Raw genomic sequence first — 18,084 nt, forward strand, 5'->3', positions numbered from 1 at the left:
TACGTATTCATTTTTACTTTTTGTTCCATCGTATCCGTCGTCAGTGTTGTTTTAAAAATTTTGTTTCATACAAAGAAAGCTAACAATACAAAGGTCACTACGCTGTAAAATTTTGTTTACGCCGTATCCGTTGTCCCGTTGTGTGGAACAAAAAAATAAGAGGTTTCAAACTGAAACCTCTTACATCAAAAAATATATGTTTTAAAATTCTACAATTCCTTCACCCGGATATTCCTGAACCGTACTACCGAGCCATGACCCAGGAAACCAATATGGCCGGTTATTCTTTTTAAACCCGGATGCTGGTTATGATCCGCAGTGCCGTTTTTGCTGGCTTCGGCAATGTCGCCATCCAGGATCACTTCACCGTTCAGCGTTACTTTAATGTGATTGCCTTGCGCAACAATCTCTTCATAGTTCCACTCTCCCACCGGTTTTAAGAAACCCCGTTTGGCGGGGATTACACCATATACCGACCCATGATATTGATAAGCATGCAGATCTTTGTACATCGGTGCCTCATTGTCCAGCACCTGTATTTCCATACCCACATAGGCCGCATCCCCTTCCAGCGGCGCACGAATACCAACGCCATTGTTGGCACCCGGTGTTAACTGAAATTCGAAACGATAGATAAAATTGCTGTACTCATTTTTAGTGTACAAATTACCATGATTGCCGTCTTTTGGTTCAATCAGTAAATCGTAATTGTCAACTTTATAATCCACTTTATTACCCGTCCACTCATCCATGTTGGTACCATCAAACAACACTTTAAATCCGTCTTTCTTTTCTTCCGCACTCAGTTCAAATTTTTCGGAGCCGGTCAACTCACGAATGTAAATATTGCGGTAAGCAACATATGTGCCATGCGCCTGCAATTCTATTTGCTCTTTGCTGAAAATCGGCAAGGCATGATCCCAGTAATTTTCCAGTACGGTATGGTCTGTTACCAGCACCCCATTTAAATAAACGGTTACTTTATCACCCCGCATAATAATGTGAAAAGTATTCCATTCACCAATGGCGTTATCGGCCAGCACCAATGGTTTGCTTTGATTCTTTTGGTTATTGTACAAACCGCCTGATCCAACCTGTGCGCCTACATCCACCCGGCTTGTATCCCATACCTGCACCTGTGGCGTACCCCGCAGGTAAATACCGGCATCACCGTCTTTGGTGATCTTCCAATCCACCAGCATTTCAAAATCACCATACAATTTTTGCGTGCAAAGGTTTTCTCCATGGCCGGTAAATACCAGCAGACCGTCTTTTACTACCCAGCCCTCCTGCATAATTTTATCTGCCTTTATTTGCGCAGCCTTTAAAGTATCAGGGTTCATTTTGGCCCGGGCAATCGGGTTGGCCACCAGGCCTTTCCAGCCGGTTAAATCTTTACCGTTGAACATAGCAACATATTCCTGGCTTTTCGGCATTTCATCCAGGTATTTCTGTATGGCTTTTTTCTGGTAGTCTGCATCCCGGCCATTTAATACGGCCATGGTTTTGGTCAGCAGGCTTCTGGCGATATCGCCGCTAAAATCTTTGTTGGCAGATGCGATGTCCAGTACAGCCAACGCTGCCTGTTGCTGAACAGCCGGATCGTCCAGGTATTTTCCTGCAAACGTAAGTGCAGTAAATGATTTACAATTTCCGGCTTCGTCTAAAATAGCCTGCTTTTGTTTGGTGGTGGTTGCCAGCTCCATCGCATCCTGCAACATCAATAATTTTTGATCGCCGGGAAATTTTGATTTGACAATGATATCAATGTAGCCATTCAATGCAGTTTCTTTATATGCTGCATTAGTAGAAGCGATTTTATACAAAGCTCTTGCTGTAGTAGCGCCCGACGCTTTTGATAAAGCGTTAACCGCTGCTGCTTTGGTGGCATCATCACCGCTGGCAAACGCGGATTGCAATTCGTTTAAGGCTTTGCTGCCGCCTATGGCAGACAAAACATTAAAGTAGCGGGGCTTTTTATCATTGGCTGCTTTAGCCATTTGCTGTAGCAATAACTGTGTACGGGCAACCGTATCTTTTATACCGGCTGTTGCATTGATGATGGCTTGCTGATAAAATGGCTGATCATCTGTACCAGATGCTTCCAGCAAAGCGACCACCTGTGGTAAATCTTTTTGCATTACAACCGCCGGCAATGCTTTTACTGCCGCTTCGTGTACCGAAGCATCGTTACTGTTGATTTCTGCAAACACATTGACAGCGGCATTATCGGCTGACCTTGCCTGCAGCACACTTAGCAATGCTACTTTTGCAGCCGGTGTTGCACCCTGCAATGCAGCGGCAACAGCCCTGCTTACGCCATCGCCTTTTATTTGTTGCAACGCATTTTTAGCTGCTTCAATGGTGGCGGAATTGCCTTTGGTTAAGGCGCTCAAAATGGCTGGCAGACTTTCCTGCTGGCCAACTTTTGCAACGGCTGCTATTGCCGCACCCTGCACGGCTTCGTTGTTGCTCTGCATTAGTTTCTTTAATGCGGGCAACGAAGTTTTATCGGCTGTTTTACTTAAAAACGAAAGCAACTGTACCTGTGCTTCCGGCGAAACGGCGGGGAGCAGTTTTACCCATTGTGCATTGGTGGCAGCTGTTTGATAAGGCGCCGCAAATTGTAAAGCGGCGCCGCGGTATTTGATGTCTTTATCCTGCATAGCAGCCTGCAACAGTGCCAATCCCTTAGCGCCGTTAATGTCAGTCAATATTTTCAGGCCGGCAATGCGTGTTTGCAATTGTTTGGCTCCTGCTGCATCCGTCATTAGTTTAGTGGCATATTGAACAGCTAATGGTTTACTGGTTTTAGCCAGTTGTTGCAGGTATAAAATATAGTCGGATGTTGCGTTGGTATTGTCGTATGTAAAGCCTGCTTTTTGTGCGGCACTTTGCAACAACTTTGCGCTGGAGGCGTCATCTATTTTTGCCAGGGCTGCCAGGCTAACTTTGCGTTGTTGTTCATCTGTTGTGTTAGCCAGTTTGGTGATGGCGGCCACGGCGGCTTTGCTTTGCGTATAGCCCAGCGCTTCCACCAGCGAGTTTTGCGTATCGCCTGATGAACCGGGCAATGCTTTCAGTAATGCTTTTTGAGCCAGCGGTGTTTTTATTTGTGCCAGCGCTCTTGCTGCTACCCCACCCAGGTCGGCGTTGCTGAGGTATTTTTCAATGCAGGGCACTGCATCGTCCTTACCAAAACGTTGTAACTGGTAAATAATAAATTGTTTGTTTTTGCTGTCGGCCACTTTATCCAGCCCGGTGCAATAGGCAACTACCGCGGCTTGCCGTTCTGCATCCTTACCGGTTTGAATGACGTACGATGCGTAGGCGCTCAGGGCATACTCCAGCGAAGTATTGTCGCCTGTACCCTGTGCGGCAAACTGGCTGATCATTGTTACCAATCCGTCCTGTTTTAAGTCAGTAATGGATTGCATGCTTTTATCCAGCTGCGCTTTGTTTTGTGCAGGCATGCTGGCCAGCACGTCGGCTATTTTGGTTGATAACAGTCTTATGTCGGGCGTTTGTGCTGTTGCTGAAAATGCAGCGAACAAAAGCAATAAGAAACTGAGTTTAAAAATTTGCATATTGAATACAATATTGAAAAAATAAAAAATAAAGTCGTTTATATGTGTTGATCTCCGTTTTGATGTGTTGCCCGAACCAATACTTTTTGACACTGCAGGCGTACCATTTAATTACCGCTGTACAAGCGTGCGACGCCAATGAAGCTCATAAAAGCTTTGCAGCCCGGACAACCATTTGTTACAGATTAAATGGAGAGCGCATCGGCGGATCACTTAACCTGTTGGCTTCTTCATCGTTGATGAATTGCTGTGTTACCGGATCAAACTTCAACGAGCGGCCGAGCTCCAACGCAATTTTACTCATGTTGATAATGGTACAACTGCGGTGCCCGTTGCTTTCATTGAGCGCAAACTTTTTACGGTTGGTTACGGCATCAATAAAGTTGGTTACCTGTGGTTCAGGATCAGGAAATGCATCCAGCTTCTTTTGCAGATCGGGAATATCTGATTTAAAACCGGGGTACAATTTGCCGAGCGGACCTTCAATATACGGAGCGCCCGCATCCTTGCCTTCGCCGTCTAAAATGATCTTACAACCATCGGCGTAGGTGTACTCAATCCTGCGCCAGGTGCCGACTGCGTCAGGATGCTGTTGTGGTGCATCAATTTCTACTGAAACAGGACTGGTATCATCCTTGCCCAAAAAATATTGAATGGGATCAATGTAATGCTGCCCCATATCGCCGAGCCCGCCGCCATCATAATCCCAGTAGCCACGAAATGTTTGATGCACGCGGTGCGGATTATACGGCTTGTATTGCGCCGGCCCGAGCCACATATTGTAATCCAGTTCAGGCGGCGGTGTCATGGCTTCCAGGTTGGTTTTGCCTACCCAGTAAAATTTCCAGTCGAACCCTGTGTGACGGCTTACCGTAACTTTTAATGGCCAGCCAAGCAAGCCACTGTTCACTAATTTTTTAATTGGCTTCACCGTGGTTTGCATGCCATAGAAATTATCTTCAAACCGGAACCAGGTATTGAGGCGAAAGATGCGGCCATGTTGCTGCACGGCTTCTACCAGGCGCTTGCCTTCGCCGATGGTACGGGTCATGGGTTTTTCGCACCAGATATCTTTGCCGGCCCGTGCCGCATCGGCGGCGATGATGCCGTGCCAGTGCGGCGGTGTAGCGATGTGTACAATGTCCACCTCCGGTAGCGTGATCACTTCGCGGTAATCCGTAAAGGTTTTAACGCCGTGGGGTAACATGGCGGCGGCTTCTTTTAAATGTGTTTTATCTACATCGCAAATGGCGCCTACCCTGGTGGCGGCATAGCCAAAATGCCCGCGGCCCATGCCTCCTACGCCAATAACGGCCTTGGTTAGCTGATCGCTGGGCGCCAGGAAACCGCGGCCCAGTACATGTCGCGGTACAATGGTAAATGCAATGGCTGCGCCGACAGTATTTTTTATAAACGACCGGCGGGTGTTGTTTTTTTGTGGCATACAATAATTGAATAACGTTAAAAATGTGGGGCGGACAAGCGTATTATAATTTGGTTTGTGAATCTATACATTTTTTGGATAGGTAGTTTAGCGGTGGTAATAAAAAGGTAAATATTTTACCGGCATTGGGTTATATAATGGACATCGTTGTGTCACTCCCTTGTACTGTATACCATTGTGGAACTTTTACCGAAGCGTAGAATGCATCTAACGTATAGGTGACAAGCTTCGAAGATATTTTCAAAGCAATAATGTTTTCAAAAAAGATGTCACCTCTTTGGAAGAATCAATCTTTCGGAGATGCATAAATGATATTTTTACACGCAATAAAACAAAAGTTATTTAAGTAACCAGAATATATCAGGGGGCAATTAACATCTGATTAAAATCAGCATCTGTAATTTATAACATGAAATTTATTCACTTTAACTATTTCTGCCTCTATAACTTTTTTTATAAAGACGGATATAACTTTATTGAGAAAGACTCATTTGGGCTTCACGAAAAAGTCTATTATCGGGCATTAAACACTGAGCAACGACCAATCTTCCTTTTTTCACTTTCATTGTGGTTTTGGTCTGCTGCAATCAGGCTTTTACTTGCACTTTTTTTTAACTTATCCGCAGGCCAATTTTTCTTGTCGGACGAGGGCTTTATCATAGTACCTATCATCTGGGCAATTGGCCATTTTTATTTTGTTGACAATTTACGCTATCTCAGGATTTACGCAGAATACAGAGATACTGACAAAGAAATTCAACGTCTGCAGTTAAAAAGAATAGTCATCTTTTCGGTAATACCTGTTGTGGTAATATTATTTATATTTTTATCTAACCCATCTGCGTATGGATGGGGCTCCGCCATCCGGGGTAACAAATCATAGTTGTCGTCCCGACTGACTCAGGGCTCTGTCTCGTTTCTGATTCATTGTAAACTATTGGGAAAGTCTTATTTCGCAAGACCGGCAATAGCAAGTGGTAATATGCGCATCACTTCACCATTTAAAGAAGTGCCTGCACCAATAATGGAAGCAAAAAATCAAACTATTTAGCTACTTTTAAACTCACGATTTTTAGTTACGGTTTGCTGCGTAACAGATGAAAATGCCAACTTTTTAAACCATCTTACCAACCGTAAAATTTTAAACTTCATTGATTGTATGAAAGCAACTAAAATAATTTTTGCCAGCATACTTTGTGCCACATCATTGCTGTATGCCATCGGTACAAAACAAGTTATTATAATTGCTCCCTCAGATGAAACCACCCTTGCAGTGAAAACTCAATTAAGTCCAGCAGATTCATTGTTGGATGCAGGTATAACTTCAAGTAATGAAAAAAAATCAGGACGATGGGAAATATTGTTTGATGGCAAAAACACCGATCAATGGAAGAGTATAAACGCTGACAGTTTTCCCTCTCATGCGTGGAAAATAGAAGACGGCACTTTGTCTGTAGATAACCACGCCAAAGACGGCGACATCATTACCCGGGAAGTATACGCTGACTTCGATTTGCTGTTTGATTTTAAATTAACTGATGGCGCTAACAGCGGTATCAAATATTTTGTAGACTACATTAAAGACAATACTTCCGGCAAAATGTTGTACAACGGGCCCGAGTACCAGGTGATTGACGATTACAATCACCCGTATCTAAAAGACAAGCAACATCCGGATGCCACTACTGCCGCGTTGTACCTTATTTATGCGCCGAAAAATAAAAAACTGTTTCCTGCAGGTGAGTGGAACAGCGGCAGGATAGTGGCCAAAGGCAACCATTTGGAGCATTGGCTAAATGGTATAAAAGTGGTGAGTTGCGAAAGAGGAAGTAAAGATTTTCGGGATAGAATGGCAATTACCAAATTCAATAGTTATGATCATTATGGGGAGCTGCCGGCCGGCCATATTATGCTAACGGATCATGATGGCGACAAAGTGTACTTCAGGAATATCAAAATTAAAAGGCTAAAATAAAATATCGGTTGAGATTGCTTTTTTACCAGCAGAATGTTCTGTTTTTTGGTTTGAAGAACAAGTGCCGTGTTTACGAATATAATCAAAAAAATCGGCGTCTCAACAGGCCCGGGGAATACAGATTTTGTTGAACTTCCATTCTGGCTGCGTCTCACCTTGTGCTTGCGGCAAATAGGAACGTTGCGTATTATGTGGCGGTAAGCTGTCCAACATCCCGCCATACTCATTTTGCACGCACATGCAAGGATACGATGGCATACAGGAAACGCAAATTGCTATCATTGCGTCTGCATTATTACTGAAGCATTGAATGAATGGATGAGTATGACTACTTTCGTGAACTGATTGTACACTTTTATTAGCCTTTATGAGCAATATATTTCCTAACGAAAATCAAATTCACTGTGTCACGTGTTTTCAGGATCTTGTTTCTACGCCTTTTCATGGCGTAACGAATGCAATTTGCTGGAACCGTTCTTTAACGGGTGATTTTACGGAGATTGTCAGCAAGGTTGCACTAACCGAAAATATAACGATATTGGAAGAAGAGGACCTGTGTGCACTTGAGTTGAGTGAACAGGGGCAACTTGCCCGTGTCATTCTTTTACAGGATTTTAATTTGTTGCAGGCGCATGGCGATCGAAATACAATTTGATCCTTCCATCTTTTCATACCGCAGTTTACTGGAATTTTTTTTCCAGATACACGATCCTACAACACTTAACCGGCAGGGTAACGATCGCGGTATGTCGTACCGCTCCGCCATTTTTTATTTAAGTGATGAGCAGAAAGCAACGGCTGAAACATTGATCAGTGAAATGAATGCTTCCGGTAAATGGCCCGGACCAGTAGTTACTGCCGTGGTACCGGCAGCGATTTTTGGAATGCGGAAGAGGAACACCAGGATTACCTGCAGAAAAATCCTTACGGCTATACCTGCCATTACATCCGGCCTGAGTGGACGTTGGGGTAGCGAGTTGTGAGTGGTGAATAGTTTAAAGGGGCACTTCACTAAACAAAAGAGCGGGTGAAACTTAATTTTATAAAGAAGGCGCTGGTCCGTTGACCAGCGCCTTCTTTAATTTATATGCAAACTACTACTTCAACGTTGATAAAAACGCCACTACATCCCTGATCTCTTTTTTGGTAAGAATATTTTTCATCTCCGGCATGCTGGACATTGCATTTGTTCTTTTTGCCACATCGGTTTTGTTGATTACGGCATTGGGCTCACCGTTGATTTTTACAGTTAATGTTTTATCCGTTTCCTGTTCCAGTATACCTGAAATGGTTTTGCCATCTTTCAGTTGCAGGGTTACACTACCATAGCCCGGGGATAGTCTTGCACTCGGATTGATCAGCGCTTCCAGCAGTTTTTCTCTTGGTAACCGGCTGGCGATACCATTCAGCTTTGGCCCCGCATTACCCCCCAAATCATCATACGAGTGACAGCGGATACATTGTGAAGCCTGCCCTTCAAAAAAGATATTTCTTCCGTGGTTTGCATCACCGCCATACAAACTACCGGCAAAAGATGCGGTCAGTTCATCGGGAGCAGTACCTGCCATCGCTGCTTTGTATTTTGCAATCAGTGGCTGGCTTTTGGTGCTGTCAATGGCTTCGCCCAATTCAAAATAAATATCGGGTGATAATTTTTTGTTTGCCAATTGCGCCAACAGGCCGCTAAATACTTCGTTGGTATTGCTTACCGGCAGGTTGCCCAGCGTGAGCAACGCCGCCTGTTTTTCTTCCGTAGTTTTTGTGTTGATGACATCCGCCAGCAATTTTACCATCAATGGCTTAGGGATGTTTAGTTTGCTGATCATGTCGATGCCGGCCACCCTTACTGGTTTATCGGCGCTTGTTAACGCAACTTGTATGGCTTCTGCAACAGACGGTTGCTGCATGGCTGCCAGGGCTTTCAGCGCTTCTACTTTTACCGGTGCATCTTTATCCTGCTTTAACAGTGCCAGTAATTTTGTTGTGCCCTGCACCAGGTGTAATTTATTCACTGCCTTTACAGCACTAAGCCTAACAGCAGCGTCGTTGTTGCTGAGCAGTGTTACCAATGCATTACCTGCTTTGTTTATTACCAGCATACTGTCTCTTTGTACCACACCACGGTAGCGTCCATCTACCCTGTCCACAACGGAGGGCCTTGCCCAATTGCTTAGTGCAGCAACTGCTTCTGCCTGTAACGCAGGCGGACTGCCGGGAGCGGTAGCATAATTCACCAGGTTTTGTATGGAGGCTTCGGTGCCCATTCTGGAGTTGGCACTGATGGCTCTTCTTATCAATGCTTCGTTTTTAAAATGCGTGGTGTTAAGCAAAGCGGCCAACGCGGGAATAGCACCTTCAATAGAAAGATCATCATTGATGCCACGGGCTGCTTCCGTAACAATAAACTCATCAGCATCTTTTAAAAAGTTGGCGATGCCAGCATTGCCCATTCTTCTCAATGCTACTACCGCAGCGATTCTTACGCCACGGGAGGGATGATTGGCCAACGCAATTACGGGATCTGCCTTACCAATTCTTGCCAATGCAAGACTACCCGCATGACGCAGGTAAGCGTCTTTATCATTGTTGTCTGCAAGCATTTCTATGATCGGGTTGATGGCTGGCTCATATTCGATTCTGCCCAATGCTTCGGCCGCAAAAAAACGGGCACGGCTGGCGGTATCTTTTAACAACGGCACCAGGTATTTTCCTGCATCGGCATATTTAATATCGCCGAGCCATTTGGCGGCCTGTGCTCGTATTTCCGCATCTTTATCCTGCAAAAAAGGAATCAATACAGCAGCATATTTTTTATCCTGCCTGCCGAGCTGGCTGATACCCCAAATGGAATTTACCCTTGCCAGCTGGTTGGCGGTTTGGGTAAGGTATTGCTGAAAGATGGCTGCCCCTTTGTCTTTGCGTTTTACCAATTCAAATTGTGCTTTCATCCTAACCCGCATGTCGGCGTTCTTCAACAATTCGCCCAGCGCTGCTTCTGTATTGGTTGTAAAATCTTCGGCCAGCAATTTCTTTGTCAATATGCGACCCGGTAATGAAGCTGCGTTTTTATCATCCATCTTCCAGATGCGGCCATAATTGTGCGTGCCCCATCCGTCTATCCAATCTGCAATGTACATGGCACCATCCGGACCAAAATCAAGCCCTGTAGCCAATACGCCACCCAATACTTTTTTATTTTCACCCAACGAAAATCCGGCACCGGCAGGGTTGAGTTTAAAACTGTAAATGCCCGACTGCGCAGGATTGCCCACAAACTCTGCTACAAAAAAAGTGCTGTTGTATTTGGGGCTCAATGCCGTTCCGGGATTGTACACAAACCCCGCCGGGCCACTTACAAAATTTTCTATACAGGGTGTAATGTAAGCTGCCTGCCCCTCGAACCTTGGCTTCCAAAGGTTTTCTGCCATCCACACTTTGTAAGTGTTATTGTTGGGATCATTGTATTTACCATATTGCCAGTTGCTGCGCCAGCCAATGTCGGCACCGTTTACAACATACACCAGCCGCTCTTTTTCTCCGGCGTGATCACCATCGTTGTCTTCACTGATGAGGTTGCCATATTCGTCAAACGCAAACTCGTGCGTATTGCGGTTGCCGTAAGCAAATATTTCAAAGTCACTGCCATCGGGATTGCTCCTTGCTATCACGCCGCTGTTGGGATGCTTCCACTCTTTGCCACTTTTATCTTTACCGCTAAAACCAATATCACCAATCTGCCAGTATATCCTGCCATCAGGACCCATTTCAACACCACTCATACCATGACCACTAAACCCGATGTGAATACCATAGCCGTGAGACATGGATGTTTTTTCATCAGCTATGCCGTCGCCATTTTTATCCTGCAACCGCCACATATCCGGTCCTACTGCAACATACAGGTCTTTTCCATCTACCAGCACACCGCCGGCAACATCCGTTACTTCATCATGAAAATCGTTTACCGCCAGCTGTGTTTTATCGGCCACACCATCGCCATTTATATCTTCAACTTTATACACGTTTTCGGTTTCCACGGTCATGTCTTTCCAATCGTGAGAGCCATCTTTATTCACATCTTTCAGCCATTCATTTTTCTTACTGTTTTCAGGCGATAAGGTCTTATGTAAAAAGGCACGCTTTTCTTCAACGGTTTGTAGTTGTATAGAACCCAACTCCCAATCCTGGTGGCCGCGAATATCAAATTCAGAATTCTTTTGCCGGTTGGTAGTAGTGTAATAAAGTTTACCCGAATCATCAATATCGATGGCAATGGGAGAAATCACCAGCGAATCGATACCCCATAAAGACAAGGTTAAACTATCTGCCAGTGCTGGTTTGATGAGCGACCCGATAGAATCGGCCAGGGACTTGGTTTTCGCCGGGTTCATCTGGTGAATGCCCAAATCAACGGTGCCAGCAATATCTTTTTTTTGATTGCATGCGGCCAGGGTACTGATAACGGCTACGCCATAAAAAACGCGGTTTGAACAAAACCGGGGAAGAGTAAAATTGAATTTCATATTGACAATTATAAAAGTGGAGATACAATATTATGGCAAAAGAATGTTTGTTGAAAATGTTTATGCAGGTTAGGCCAAATAATTTGGTTGAGCATTCCTTTTTACACAACCTGGTGACGAATGATGCTCCATAAGATCCGGCACTTTTGCAGTTAAAGATTGCTCCGGGCGCCCTGGTAAGTCATGTTATATAAATATTGTCCAAATACAATCACTACTATAATGCCATACCTTTATTTATATTCGTAATACTAATCATCCACTATGCAAAAAATGATCGTAACCATCCTGCTCAGTTTTATTTTAGTACAAACCATTGCGCAGCCGAAGCAAAAAGCAACTACATTTTTACTGGGGCAAGTGAACTTAACTACTCACGGCCGCACAACCGGAAACAACCCCTGGGGAGCCGGACTTGGTATTCAAACTTTTTTTGGCAGCAAAACAAAATTTAAAGCAGTAGTTGAACTTACCGGCGATGTATACCTGGCAAATGACAAGGTGTTAAGACTGAATACCGATGGGACTTCCTTTACGCCTGTAGATGATGTGCCGGGAATGGTCAATCTTTTTGTAGGTGCTTCCTATCATCCCGATCAACATATTTACCTGTCGCTGATGACTGGCCCCAGTTTTATAAATGGCAGCATGTTATTAGGCGTTAAACCTTCCGTGGGTTTTTATTTTTCCAAAACGCAACGCTGTCTGGGCAAGTTGTCTTACATCAATATTTTTAACCGGGATAAAACCACGAAGGAAGATTTTGGATCACTCAGCCTGGCAATTGGAATCAGACTATTCTGATTGTTCAGCAGTTAATGCAAAAAGTAAAAGTCAGCAACAGGAGGAAACCAGCATAAAACACAGCGAATGTCATACGTCTTAATTATTCATGAAGTAAGCAATTACATTGCCTGGAAAAAAATATTCGATGCTGCAGCAGGGATGAGAAAAGAAGCAGGAGAAATTGCTTACCAGGTATTGAGATATGAAAATGAGCCAAACAAAATTGTCCACTTTTCTGCCTGGTCATCTATCGAAAATGCCAAAGCTTTTTTTGAGTCTCCGCGGCTGGTGGAGATTAGAAAAGAAGCAGGTGTAAAATCCCCTGAATTTATTTATTTGGAACAACTGGACGCCGGTACATTATAATACCAGTAATTGTATTGAAGACCACTTTTGAAATGAAAAAATATTATTTTGCGGGCCTTATTCTGTTAATAATAAATATAGCAATCTTTATCTTTTTTACCAAAACTGGTATCAGCAAGGATGAGGGTTGGCATGTAACGATTTATCCGCTTAACTTCCTGCTGGTTCGTGCGTTCGCACTTTCAACACTGCTTGCATTTTTGTGTTTCATCGTTTGCCAGCGGTTAAAAGTAACAAAGCCATTTGCAGTTTCAGCATTGTATTTTATCTGTGTTTCAATAGCATTGCTGTTATTGACAATTCCATTTTTGCCTTACAAAATTATTTCGGTAAATGAAATAATGCCGACCATGGCAGATACAATAAAACTAATTGCCTCAGCAGCATTCTATCCGGTATTTCTTATCCACCTGCTGTTGATTTTATACTTTATCTTCTCCATTCGAAAAAGTGCTCAGTAAGTGATTAAGAATAATTCATTTTACTCCAACACTTTCACCAGCTCCCTTAACCGGATATCTTTTGATGAGGCACCAATCATAATCCTGAACTCGCCCGGCTCTACAATCCATTGCATATGGGCATCAAGCATCTTCAACAGTTCGGGTGTAATAGTAAAAGAAATTTCTTTTGCTTCTCCCGCTTTTAATGACAGGCGCTGAAACCCTTTTAATTGTTTTACGGGTTGTGCAAGTGAAGACAATACATCGCGGATGTACAATTGCACTACTTCATCACCATCAACACTGCCTGTATTTTTTATAGTGCAGTACACCTTCGCAGAATCATTTTTCGTCCACTGCTTTTTATCAAAGCGGAGGTTGCTGTATTCAAAAGAGGTATAGCTTAAACCAAACCCAAAAGGAAACAAAGGCTGACCGTTGAGGTTGGCATAATCGTCCGTTCGGCCGGTAGGTTTGTGGTTGTACACGAGCGGCATTTGTCCTTCAAATACAGGAAAGGTAATGGGCAGGCGGCCAGCAGGATTGTAATCACCGAACAACACATCTGCGATGGCATTGCCACCGTCTTCACCAGGATACCAGGCATCCAAAATGGCTGGCACCCTGTTGATCCATTTGCTCATGGTGATAGCGCTGCCGCCAATTAACACTACTACAAGCGGCTTGCCCGTGGCAGCAACCTGTTCAATCAGTTCTTCCTGGTGGCCGGGCAAACCAAGGTAGGCCCGGTCCTGCGACTCCCCTTCTTCAATACCCGCTACAATTACTGCAACCTCTGATTTTTTTGCCGCGGCAACCGCCTCCGTTATTTTTTGCTGCCAGTCATTGGCCATCCCCACATTCCAGATCAATTTAAAGCGGGCATATCCCTGTGATTCAAAAAATTCAATGCGGATGTTGTAGTCTTTGTCTTTTTCAAAATATACATTCGCAAGTTGGGTTGTATAAGTCTGGCTCTTCCAGTTATCAACAATCAATTTATCATTGAGGTATAAGCGATAGCCATCATTGCCTTCAATACCCAGCTGGTATTTTCCAGTGGCCGGAGATTTTATTTTACCCGCCCATTTTACGGAGTAAAAATCATAGTTTACTTCAGGAGCCGGCGAGTACAATGTCCAGCCAAAATTAATTTCTTTATCTATTCTTGTAAGTACAGGAGCACCTGATAATTGCACGTTATTAAAATACTGACCCAACAGACCCGCTTCCGTTTTGCCGTTGCTGGTGAAAGACAAATTTGTAGCTGCTACCGGCACCCACTGTGGTGAGTTACGCCCGCAACCAGCGGTATACTGAATGGCGACTGACGTACCCAGTTTATTTTTAAGTCCCTGCAGTATGCTCACCTTATTGTTGCCGGGTCCACTATACCCGCCCAGTCTGGCTTCCGCTGCATCAGTACCAATGAGTGCCATTGTTTTAATTGATTTTTTTAAGGGCAATGCATGGCCCTCATTTTTCAACAGCACCATTGATTTTAAGGATGCTTCTTTAGCCAGTTGTTTATGTACCGGGTTGCCGTTCCATCTATTTACTTCTTCTTCATTGGTGTATGGGTTCTCAAATAACCCGAGTTCAAATTTTACCCGCAGCACCCTTTCTACGGCGGCATCAATTGTTTTGCTGCTGATTCTTCCATCCAAAAATGCGGGCATAAATAATACGTGGTGTTCCCATGCAGTTTGAAAAATAACATCCAGTCCATTGTTCATTGCTTTGGCACCTGCATCAGCATAATCGCTGGCGGTATAGTGCAATACATTGGCGCCGCCGGTGGCAGAAGCATCTGTAATAACAAAGCCTTTAAAATTCAGTTGTTTTTTCAACACTTCATTGAGCAGCCAATTATTGGCTGTGCTCGGGCTGCCGTTGATGGAATTGTAGGCCGTCATTACACTTCGGCTGCCACCTCTTTCAAAGCAGGCTGTAAATGGTGGCAGGTAAATTTCCCGCAGTAATCTTTCATCAATATCAATCGGGTAACTATCCCTTCCACCATCGCCGCTGTTGGCCAAAAAATGTTTAGGTGTTGTTACTACACCCATCTGTTCAAAAGGCGATACAAAAGCTACCCCCATTGCTGAAGACAAGAATGGATCTTCTCCATACGTCTCTTCTACCCGTCCCCATCTTACATCGCTGGCAATGTTTACAACGGGCGATAATATCTGCCGGATGCCACGGCTTTTGGTCTCACGGGCAATGGCCGTTGCCACTGTTTTCATAAAAGTGGTATCCCAGCCGGCAGCGAGGCCGATGGCTGCCGGAAAAGCAGTTGCACCGTCCCTTACCAAACCATGCAGGGCTTCATCAAACGCAATGATGGGAATACCAAGCCTGGTTTCATCCACAAAATAATGCTGCATTTTATTAATGAGTTTAGCTGTTTCAACTGCGTTGGAAGCAGCACTGTAATTTAACAGCTGCCCCGCCGCATCCGTACTCCCTTTTGCACTTACCTGGAAACCGAATATGCCATTTTTATATTTTTCCTTGCCATCACTTAAATCGCCGGGTATCATAAACAACTGCCAGAATTTTTCTTCGGGCGTCATCCTTGCAAGCAAATCTTTTACCCTTTGGTCAACAGGTAGTTTCGGATTTTTATATGGCAATAGCGACTGGCCAGTTGTTTGCAAAAACGAAAGCAGCACGCCAATAAAAACAATATACTTTTTCATGTAACAAATGTATTTAAACAGGTGGTGATGCATTTCTTCTTTATTAACTTATGCTAAACCTATATTGTCCATCAAAAACAGCCAGGTATTTTTGGACCTGCTGTTAATCGCAATGGCGACATCGTTGTGTCACTCCCTTGAGCCGTATGTTCTTTTTGCAACAACAAAAACGGAGAGCATTCAATCAATCAACGTGTCTTTATTGTAAAAAAATCCAAAGCTGTTATTTTAAAACCTGATCGTTTGTGTGCTTCCATTTAATACCAATTTATTAAAAACTATACCCGTTGCAGCAGATACTTTCAGGCGTAGTTGACTACCTTCTCTTTTTACTTCTATATCAAAGGTATTTTGATATCCATGCACATGCTTCAACTGCATAAAATCCCATTCAGCAGGTAATTGGGTTGTGATAGTAAAGGCCTTAAAATCAATTGGCCGTATACCAAACAAACCTTCTGTATATATCCGGCAATACAAACCACTTTCTGCAGAAAGATGCCGCTGATTGCCTTCAGGATAAGCTTCAACGGGATAGGGAACATGTTCACCCAGCAACCTGCGGTTGGAATAATATTGCAGATACTGTAAGCCCCGTTTGGTATCGCCGGCAGCGAACAATCCACGCAATGCATATAGCGTAGAACGATCCCAAAATGTTTTATCACCGGCCTGCGAGGCAAGCCCATCATCCGTCCATAATTGTGGTGAAAACAAGGCGTCAATCGTACCTTGCTTGCGGTCGAAAATACCAACGGTTAAAGGCGTACAAATCCATGAACGTAGTTTATCGTTGCCATCATAATAGCGGTAAGTATCATACCCCATTACAGTAGCGCCAAAGTAGGCATTGATGTTCTTTTTAAGGCTGATTGCTGCCGACTTATATGATGCTATTTGGTTTTTATCTTTCTGCAGTGCTTCACCCAAATAAGCCGCTGAAATCAGTGCATCATAATACAATGAAGATGTATTTAAATTGGCTTTCCCGGAAGGAAAACGACCTTCCAGTTCATCCGATTCTGAAGCCACCACACCAGCGTCATTCAGTTTGCGTTTATTGTATTCCAGGCACCATTCAATCAAAGGCCATAGTTCCGTCGCCATTTTTTTATCGCCCTGCGACAATGCAAATCTGGATGCGCCGTATGCTATCATAGCCGCATCCCCCCGGTCGCCTGCGCCGTTCCAGATATCGGTTCCTTCTGCTACAATCGAGCTGGGTATTGGCTTGTAGTCTGCATTCATAAACCGGGCAAAATGCCGGTAAGCGTTGAGCGCTGACTCAATGCCGTAATTATATCCCAGGTAAGGAAAAAATGGGTTGATGTATTCGGCCTGGTCGTTGGCCCAGATGGCCGCGTAATAACTCAGTCCGCCGGGACCGTGCATTGGTCCCCCTTTGGTTTGATAGATACTTTCCGCAGCACGGATTTTTGCGAAAGCGAAGGCCCTGTTCAAAACGCTGTCCGGCGTTTCCAGTACCAGGTTATCATTTAAAAGCGACAGCAATTCATTTCTTTTTACAAGTTCATCGGCTACCTCTGTATTGCTGTAATCCTGTCCCTTTTTTATAGCCGAAAAGTACAGGTAAAAAGTATACGATTGGCTGGGTTGTAGCTGAATAGTGGCTGCATTTTTTGTTTGCACCATAACATCATAGCTCCCTTCAACACCATCAGCAGCATTGGTAGCAGTTTTGATATTGAGTAACGGAATTTCAACCGTTGCTGGCTTTTCATCTTTGTTTAATAGTTGGTATTGTTCGCAAAATACAGGAAGGCCGGTAGAGGGAAAAATTGTCCTGGTTAATTCAAGATGTTCATTGAGCATGCTCTTTACCACCAGCGTTCCGTTCAGTGAGACAGTGATTACCTTTTCTCCCTGAATTTGTTTTTTATTTACCACGATCATTTTTACGGGGTCGATACTAAAAGACCGGATTAAACTGGCGTGTGTATTATTGGGTATCGTGCGCAGCATCGGCCACACGATGTCGCGGTTGATAAAAAAAGATTGATCCGCATTCACTCCGTAGTGTATAACAGCAGAAATGAATTTTCCACTCATTTCAATGTGATCCTGGTGTGGCAGCCGGTCGCTTACTGTCCATTGAATGGTGTTACCGCCGGCCAGTTCCCAGCGATTTTGCTGGGCCATCGTCTTTTGCAGTGAAGTAAATAACATCGTAATTAAAAGGATTCTTTTCATCAATACTTTTCTTTGATTATTAAATGGAGCGGTAATATAATTAT

At 44.0% G+C, this 18,084-nt stretch carries 9 protein-coding genes and 1 pseudogene; 5 read left to right on the forward strand and 5 right to left on the reverse strand.

Annotated elements, in window-relative coordinates; all coding sequences use genetic code 11:
• Positions 1-209: 209 nt before the first annotated feature.
• Complete coding sequence (locus JWR61_RS01815) at positions 210-3,587, reverse strand: DUF1080 domain-containing protein (protein ID WP_301926153.1); 3,378 nt, start codon at positions 3,585-3,587, stop codon at positions 210-212.
• Positions 3,588-3,765: 178 nt separating this feature from the next.
• Entirely contained in the window at positions 3,766-5,031 is a 1,266-nt protein-coding gene (locus JWR61_RS01820; RefSeq protein ID WP_301926154.1) for a Gfo/Idh/MocA family oxidoreductase, read from the reverse strand.
• A gap of 1,159 nt (positions 5,032-6,190) precedes the next feature.
• On the opposite strand from JWR61_RS01820, the gene JWR61_RS01825 reads away from it, so the two are divergent.
• The 3 genes and pseudogenes from JWR61_RS01825 to msrA all read left to right on the forward strand — a co-directional run.
• Positions 6,191-7,006 (forward strand): DUF1080 domain-containing protein, encoded by an 816-nt coding sequence (locus JWR61_RS01825; RefSeq protein WP_301926155.1) that lies wholly within the window; start codon positions 6,191-6,193, stop codon positions 7,004-7,006.
• 367 nt (positions 7,007-7,373) lie between these two features.
• The gene (locus JWR61_RS01830; protein ID WP_301926156.1) at positions 7,374-7,661 is read left to right on the forward strand and encodes a hypothetical protein; all 288 of its coding nucleotides are present in this window, start codon (positions 7,374-7,376) and stop codon (positions 7,659-7,661) included.
• Positions 7,645-7,979 (forward strand): annotated as a pseudogene (msrA, locus tag JWR61_RS01835) (peptide-methionine (S)-S-oxide reductase MsrA); the annotation flags it as partial. The gene JWR61_RS01830 and the pseudogene msrA, both read left to right, overlap by 17 nt.
• A gap of 124 nt (positions 7,980-8,103) precedes the next feature.
• On the opposite strand, the gene JWR61_RS01840 reads toward msrA, so the two are convergent.
• Complete coding sequence (locus JWR61_RS01840) at positions 8,104-11,529, reverse strand: HEAT repeat domain-containing protein (protein WP_301926157.1); 3,426 nt, start codon at positions 11,527-11,529, stop codon at positions 8,104-8,106.
• Between the two features lie 264 nt (positions 11,530-11,793).
• Between JWR61_RS01840 and JWR61_RS01845 the strand changes: the two genes are divergently transcribed.
• Complete coding sequence (locus JWR61_RS01845) at positions 11,794-12,333, forward strand: hypothetical protein (RefSeq protein ID WP_301926158.1); 540 nt, start codon at positions 11,794-11,796, stop codon at positions 12,331-12,333.
• A gap of 66 nt (positions 12,334-12,399) precedes the next feature.
• Positions 12,400-12,681 carry a putative quinol monooxygenase gene (locus JWR61_RS01850; protein WP_301926159.1) on the forward strand — a complete coding sequence of 94 codons (282 nt, stop codon included), beginning with the start codon at positions 12,400-12,402 and terminating at the stop codon, positions 12,679-12,681.
• Between the two features lie 481 nt (positions 12,682-13,162).
• Here the strand turns inward: JWR61_RS01850 and JWR61_RS01855 are convergent, their stop codons facing one another.
• Complete coding sequence (locus JWR61_RS01855; protein WP_301926160.1) at positions 13,163-15,829, reverse strand: glycoside hydrolase family 3 protein; 2,667 nt, start codon at positions 15,827-15,829, stop codon at positions 13,163-13,165.
• Between the two features lie 228 nt (positions 15,830-16,057).
• Positions 16,058-18,040, reverse strand: a complete 1,983-nt coding sequence (locus JWR61_RS01860; protein WP_301926161.1) for a hypothetical protein — start codon at positions 18,038-18,040, stop codon at positions 16,058-16,060.
• Between the last annotated feature and the right edge of the window lie 44 nt (positions 18,041-18,084).

It is taken from the genome of Ferruginibacter sp., assembly GCF_028288465.1.
Taxonomy (GTDB): domain Bacteria; phylum Bacteroidota; class Bacteroidia; order Chitinophagales; family Chitinophagaceae; genus Ferruginibacter.

Excerpts from the sequence above, each read along its gene's own strand:
- JWR61_RS01855 (WP_301926160.1), bottom strand. The coding sequence starts at position 15,829 with ATGAAAAAGTATATTGTTTTTATTGGCGTGCTGCTTTCGTTTTTGCAA.
- JWR61_RS01860 (WP_301926161.1), bottom strand. The coding sequence starts at position 18,040 with ATGAAAAGAATCCTTTTAATTACGATGTTATTTACTTCACTGCAAAAG.
- JWR61_RS01850 (WP_301926159.1), top strand. The coding sequence starts at position 12,400 with ATGTCATACGTCTTAATTATTCATGAAGTAAGCAATTACATTGCCTGG.
- JWR61_RS01845 (WP_301926158.1), top strand. The coding sequence starts at position 11,794 with ATGCAAAAAATGATCGTAACCATCCTGCTCAGTTTTATTTTAGTACAA.
- JWR61_RS01840 (WP_301926157.1), bottom strand. The coding sequence starts at position 11,529 with ATGAAATTCAATTTTACTCTTCCCCGGTTTTGTTCAAACCGCGTTTTT.
- JWR61_RS01830 (WP_301926156.1), top strand. The coding sequence starts at position 7,374 with ATGAGCAATATATTTCCTAACGAAAATCAAATTCACTGTGTCACGTGT.
- JWR61_RS01815 (WP_301926153.1), bottom strand. The coding sequence starts at position 3,587 with ATGCAAATTTTTAAACTCAGTTTCTTATTGCTTTTGTTCGCTGCATTT.
- JWR61_RS01820 (WP_301926154.1), bottom strand. The coding sequence starts at position 5,031 with ATGCCACAAAAAAACAACACCCGCCGGTCGTTTATAAAAAATACTGTC.
- JWR61_RS01825 (WP_301926155.1), top strand. The coding sequence starts at position 6,191 with ATGAAAGCAACTAAAATAATTTTTGCCAGCATACTTTGTGCCACATCA.